This is a genomic window from Planktothrix tepida PCC 9214, from assembly GCF_900009145.1.
Classification (GTDB): Bacteria; Cyanobacteriota; Cyanobacteriia; order Cyanobacteriales; family Microcoleaceae; genus Planktothrix; species Planktothrix tepida.
In genome coordinates this window covers 1-5,530 of sequence record NZ_LN889791.1, presented here as the reverse complement: position 1 = coordinate 5,530, position 5,530 = coordinate 1, and the positions used below count along the sequence as shown (strand labels likewise).

Annotated in this window: 4 protein-coding genes; 2 read left to right on the top strand and 2 right to left on the bottom strand. The window is 39.5% G+C overall.

Annotated features, from left to right (window positions below; all coding sequences use genetic code 11):
* Positions 1 to 26 precede the first annotated feature (26 nt).
* Both PL9214_RS10525 and PL9214_RS10520 read right to left on the bottom strand, forming a co-directional pair.
* Entirely contained in the window at positions 27 to 1,271 is a 1,245-nt protein-coding gene (locus tag PL9214_RS10525) for an RNA-guided endonuclease InsQ/TnpB family protein (protein ID WP_072718786.1), read from the bottom strand.
* Between the two features lie 231 nt (positions 1,272 to 1,502).
* Positions 1,503 to 1,889: a DUF1830 domain-containing protein gene (locus PL9214_RS10520; RefSeq protein WP_072718787.1), complete on the bottom strand. Its 387-nt coding sequence runs from the start codon at positions 1,887 to 1,889 to the stop codon at positions 1,503 to 1,505.
* Positions 1,890 to 2,364: 475 nt separating this feature from the next.
* Between PL9214_RS10520 and PL9214_RS10515 the strand changes: the two genes are divergently transcribed.
* Complete coding sequence (locus PL9214_RS10515) at positions 2,365 to 3,933, top strand: photosystem II high light acclimation radical SAM protein (RefSeq protein WP_072718785.1); 1,569 nt, start codon at positions 2,365 to 2,367, stop codon at positions 3,931 to 3,933.
* Positions 3,934 to 4,038: 105 nt separating this feature from the next.
* The gene (locus PL9214_RS10510; protein WP_072718784.1) at positions 4,039 to 5,391 is read left to right on the top strand and encodes an FAD-binding oxidoreductase; all 1,353 of its coding nucleotides are present in this window, start codon (positions 4,039 to 4,041) and stop codon (positions 5,389 to 5,391) included.
* Positions 5,392 to 5,530: the final 139 nt, after the last annotated feature.

Genomic DNA, 5,530 nt, shown 5'->3' with positions numbered 1-5,530 from the left:
TCCCCGCTCTGAAGAGACGGGGATTCTTAAGAGATTTTCACTCTTAAAGGCTGAGTCAAACAACCCCTACCCACTCCGGCAAAACCATTGTGGCTACTTTTCTTTCCGATATTGGCAGCGCCATTACAATCAGCATTAATCAAATGTCCTTGTTGAGAACAATACAATCCACGTTTAACCCGTTTTCCAGAAAATTGATATTTTTGGGACGGGTCAGGATTGTAGACGGGAATATGATCACCATCCAAGAAACTTGCCTTACTGGTGTAAGATTCTTCCTGTTCCTGATATTTCAATCCATATCGTTCACACAAGTTTTTGAGTTTTTGTCTCAAACTCCAATAGGGAATTTGAACAAAATTCTGATTGTTTTTAGCTCCGATATTGATTTCTTGTTTGATACCGGGATTAACGCCAATAATCACCGTTCCAATCTGGTGTTTGATACACCAATCAATAATATATCGAGCCGATTTATTCAGATAATCTCTAACAAAATTGTTGCGGTTAAGCGTCAATCTAGCTTGACGTTTTGTGGTTCCCTTGATTTTTTGCAGATCTTTGATACTCTGCAATCTTGCATTTTCCTTGTTAAACCATTGGTTAACTGCTTTAAGTGGTTTACCATCCAAAAGAAAGGATGCCCCAACGGTACTGACACAAGTAGCAAGATTATCAAGTCCCAAGTCAATGGCAATAGCGTGATCAGGATTAATATCTTGAGGTTCGGGTTCTGCTTCTACAACGTATTCAATTTCAAAGAACCGAGCATTGTATTTGGGTAGAATTCGCACCTCTTTCAATATCTTCCCATTTAACCGTTCAGGAAATGGAAGACGGATAGAACCGAATTCCTTTCTGAATGCGTTAGACATAGGGACTTCAAACCCTCCGTTTTTTACCTTGATGCGTGGCATAATCAACGGAAAGTAACCTTCTTTTGGAAGGTATTTGGGCAAACGAATTTGCTCAAATCGATACAATCCTTGTTTTGCTGCTTTAATCAAGTTAAAAACAGAACGGAACGACCGAGCTACCACTTTCAGTGTTTGCTGTGCAATATCGGTATTGAGAAGTTTGTAATTCTCGTTATCCTTGCATTGATGGTAGTTCGATTCATATCTCAAGTATCTTTGTTCAGAAAAATAGAACTGTCTAACCGAGTAAAGCCCTACATTGTAAAGGTTTTTACTCAATCTACACAGTTCTCTCAAGGCAAGGAACTCTTGCTTACTGAGGTCACGAATTTGACATTTTTGAGTCAGATACATCAATTAGTCCTCTGCCTACAGCTATTATATAGCGAAAGTAGATTTTGGTGTTGACAATCTAATAACTAGGCGGCTAAAGCCGCTAATCGGTTTTCCTCCTGGCTCTGAAGAGACAAGGTTTCCAACCTCTAGGAGGTCTTGATGACACCGAGCATCGCGCTGCATCAATGAACCGGGATCAACTGATAGTGCGATGGGTGTCATAATTTTGTTATCAAGGTTTTTTTTAAATTAATCAACAGCAGTTAAAGCTGGAGTTGTTAAAGGTTCCAGTTTAACTGTACGCTTACTGGTAAAAGTTCTCGGTTGTGTTAAAGGTTGAGCATTGAGTGTTAAAGGTTTGCCATCATAGTAAATAGACTCTTGATCAATCTGGAGTCGCTCACAAGGAATATTATCCGCAATAATAGCACTGGCCATACTCCCAGTATGAATTTCTAGGGTCGCTTGGGGAATCGCCTCAAACACTAAACGTTGTCCTGGGAATACTACCCGCTCAAAGTACCAGTTCGGAACGTTAGTAATGCGAGCGATCTGAATATGGCTGGTAGCATTAACATAGCAGCACAAAATTCGACCAGAACTATTCGACGGTAGGGGATCAAGAATTTGAGCCATATCTGAATCAAGGGGCTTTGAGCTAAACATTTTATGGATTACTTGTCACGTTAACATTTGCTGATCCCCGTTGGTTGTAACTGCGACTACCAATCAGCTATTGTACTCACCATTTTTTGGGCAAACTTCTCAACCCATTCAAAGGTTTCACCTGATTTTAAAGAAATTCTTTCAAAATTAAAATTCTGAAAAAAGTTGAGCTTCAGGGGATGGGGATCGATTAATCCCTGTCCCCTGTGCTTATCCAAACTTCATCATTTTCTCAGATTGGCAACCCTAAACGCACCAAAATTCGTTAGTGCGTAGCACTAGGGAACAGGGCCAGGGAATAGGGAATAGTAAGAAATGAAAGGATTTCGGAATTTAGAATTGTCCTAACTGTAATGCGTAGCGCTATAGTGTTAAGGAATGTTAAATGAAGTCGATATAACTTCACTGATTTTAGCCTTAGTTCCGCCTGACCCACAGCAGCCCTATGGAAGATAAGATCCTTTACGTCCGTCTCCCCTGTAACCCCATTTTCCCAATTGGGGTGGTTTATCTGTCTGATCACGTTCACAAGCTGTTTCCCACCGTTCAACAACGCATTTTTGATTTAGGGGCTGTTCCTCCTTTGGATTATGCTGCTGCATTGGATGCTTGTGTCGATGAGTTTCAACCAACATTATTAGTGTTTTCTTGGCGAGATATTCAAATTTACGCGCCTGTGGGCGGACGGGGTGGAAATCCTCTGCAAAATGCCTTTGAATTTTATTATGCTAAAAACCCTTTAATTAAATTACGGGGAGCGTTGGGCGGCTTAAAGTTAGCGTCGTCCTATTATACCGAACTGTGGCGCAATTTAGGATTAATTAAACGCGGATTATCTCGTTCTCAAAAATATAACCCTCAAGCGCGGGTTGTTGTTGGGGGCGGGGCTGTCAGTGTTTTTTATGAACAGTTGGGAACAAGTTTACCGAAAGGAAGTATTGTTTCTGTTGGGGAAGGGGAAAGTTTATTAGAAAAGTTATTAAGAGGGGAGGATTTAGCCGAGGAACGTTGTTATATTGTGGGAGAAACAACACCGCGAGATCGCTTAATTCATGAACAACCCATGAATTTTGAAAAAACAGCTTGCAATTACGATTATATTGAAACAATTTGGCCGGAATTTCAATATTATTTTCAAGACCAAGACTTTTATATTGGCGTACAAACAAAGCGGGGTTGTCCCCATAACTGTTGTTATTGTATTTACACGGTCATTGAAGGAAAACAAGTTAGAATTAATCCGGCTGATGAAGTTGTAGCGGAAATGCAGCAACTTTATAACCGGGGAATTAGAAATTTTTGGTTTACCGATGCTCAATTTATTCCCGCCCGTCGATTTATTGATGATGCGGTAGAATTATTACAGAAAATTCTTGATGCCGGGATGAGCGATATTCACTGGGCGGCTTATATTCGGGCGGATAATTTAACCCCTGAATTATGTCAATTAATGGCAAAAACGGGGATGAATTATTTTGAAATTGGCATTACTAGCGGTTCCCAGGAATTAGTTAGAAAAATGCGGATGGGATATAACCTACGAGTGGTTTTAGAAAATTGTCAAGATTTAAAAGCAGCCGGGTTTAATGATTTGGTTTCGGTAAATTATTCCTTTAATGTCATTGATGAAACCTTTGATACCATTCGTCAAACTATCTCTTATCATCGGGAATTAGAAGCGATTTTTGGGGCGGATAAAGTGGAACCTGCGATTTTCTTTATTGGGTTACAACCCCACACCCATTTAGAGGAATATGCCTTCAAAAAGGATATGTTAAAACCAGGGTATAATCCCATGAGTTTAATGCCTTGGACAGCCAGAAAATTACTCTGGAACCCAGAACCATTGGGATCATTTTTTGGGGAAATCTGTTTAGAAGCCTGGAACCGCAACCCCAATGATTTTGGACGCACGGTAATGGATATTTTAGAAGAACGTTTAGGACGAGCCCCCTTAGAAGAAGCGTTAAGCGCGCCGATTTCTGGGGAAAAACAGTTGGCTACTATTCGTTAATTCCGTTTCATCGGTGGGGTGTATCAGTGCGGTGCACGCATCCCACACGAAGCTATTATTAATATTATAAAGACTATAATAAAATTTTCTCGTTAAAGCCTAGCCATGATTGATATTAACTGGGATACCTTCTGTTCTGAACTATCAGGGATTGAAATTATTCGGGATCAAACCCAAGTGATGAAACTGTCTCAAGACTATTACCATTTCAGTCCGATTTTGCAACCGTTACTTAAGGATAAAACCGGAGATGTTGTGGTGCGTCCCACAACGGAAGCTGAAGTTTTACAAGTGGCTAAAGTTTGTGTGAAATATAAAGTTCCGCTTACAGTTCGGGGTGCGGGAACCGGAAATTATGGACAGTGTATTCCCTTAGAAGGGGGAGTAATTTTAGATATTTCTAAATTGAATACTATTAAATGGATAAAACCGGGTTTAGCTTGTGTAGAACCGGGGGTAAAATTAGCAGCATTTGATAAACAAGCGCGGGAAATGGGATGGGAATTACGCATGGTTCCTTCCACCTATCGGACTGCAACAATTGGAGGATTTATTGAGGGGGGAAGTGGGGGAATTGGTTCCATTACTTATGGACAATTACGAGATCGCGGTAACTTACAAGCTGCGCGAGTTGTGACACTGGAAGATGAACCAAATATCATTGAATTAAGAGGGGATGATGTGCAGAAAGTCAATCATGCTTATGGTACAAATGGAATTATTACTGAGTTAGAAATTCCCTTAGCTCCTGCCTATCCTTGGTCAGAAATTATTGTTACCTTTGATGATTTTATGACCTCGGCTCGATTTGGTCAAGCCTTAGCGTTATCCGATGGGGTTATTAAAAAATTAATCTCTGTTTGTGCATCTCCCATCCCCTCCTATTTTACTGCATTTAAAGATATAATTCCAGCCGGAAAACACGCAGCATTGTTAATGATTTCGGAAACCAGTTTAGAACCTTTTCAAGAATTAGTGAAGGAATATCAGGGAGAAATTTGTTATCAAAAATCCTCCCAGGAAGCCGGGAAAGGAACAACAATTATGGAATATACTTGGAACCATACGACGTTACACGCTCGGAGTGTAGATCCGTCTATTACTTATTTACAAACTTTATTACCTGCGGATCGAAAATTAGAATTATTGGAACATCTTTATGATCATTTTGGGGATGAAGTCATGCAACATTTAGAGTTTTTAAGATTGCATGGAGAAATGCACCCCGCCTCTTTACAGTTAGTTCGATTTACCACAGAAGAACGGTTAAATGAAATTATTCGTTATCATGAAGAACGAGGTGCTGTTATTTTCAATCCCCATACTTATATTTTAGAGGATGGAGGGATGAAAATGATTAATTTAGAACAGTTACAATTTAAGCAACAAGTAGACCCTTATGGATTATTAAATCCGGGAAAAATGAAAGCTTGGTTAGAACGCGAAAAATATCTTTAATCCTATTTAATAGGATTATAATCTTAATTTAGTCATCATTAATCATTAAATCCATAGCTTGATTTAATATCCCTCTTCTGTCACTCTCCGAAATCAACAAGTAATAAAAAGTAGAGTTATCCATTGGGAAAATAAGATT

Coding starts and splice junctions, on each gene's coding strand:
- PL9214_RS10515 (WP_072718785.1), top strand. CDS start 2,365: ATGGAAGATAAGATCCTTTACGTCCGTCTCCCCTGTAACCCCATTTTC.
- PL9214_RS10520 (WP_072718787.1), bottom strand. CDS start 1,889: ATGGCTCAAATTCTTGATCCCCTACCGTCGAATAGTTCTGGTCGAATT.
- PL9214_RS10510 (WP_072718784.1), top strand. CDS start 4,039: ATGATTGATATTAACTGGGATACCTTCTGTTCTGAACTATCAGGGATT.
- PL9214_RS10525 (WP_072718786.1), bottom strand. CDS start 1,271: ATGTATCTGACTCAAAAATGTCAAATTCGTGACCTCAGTAAGCAAGAG.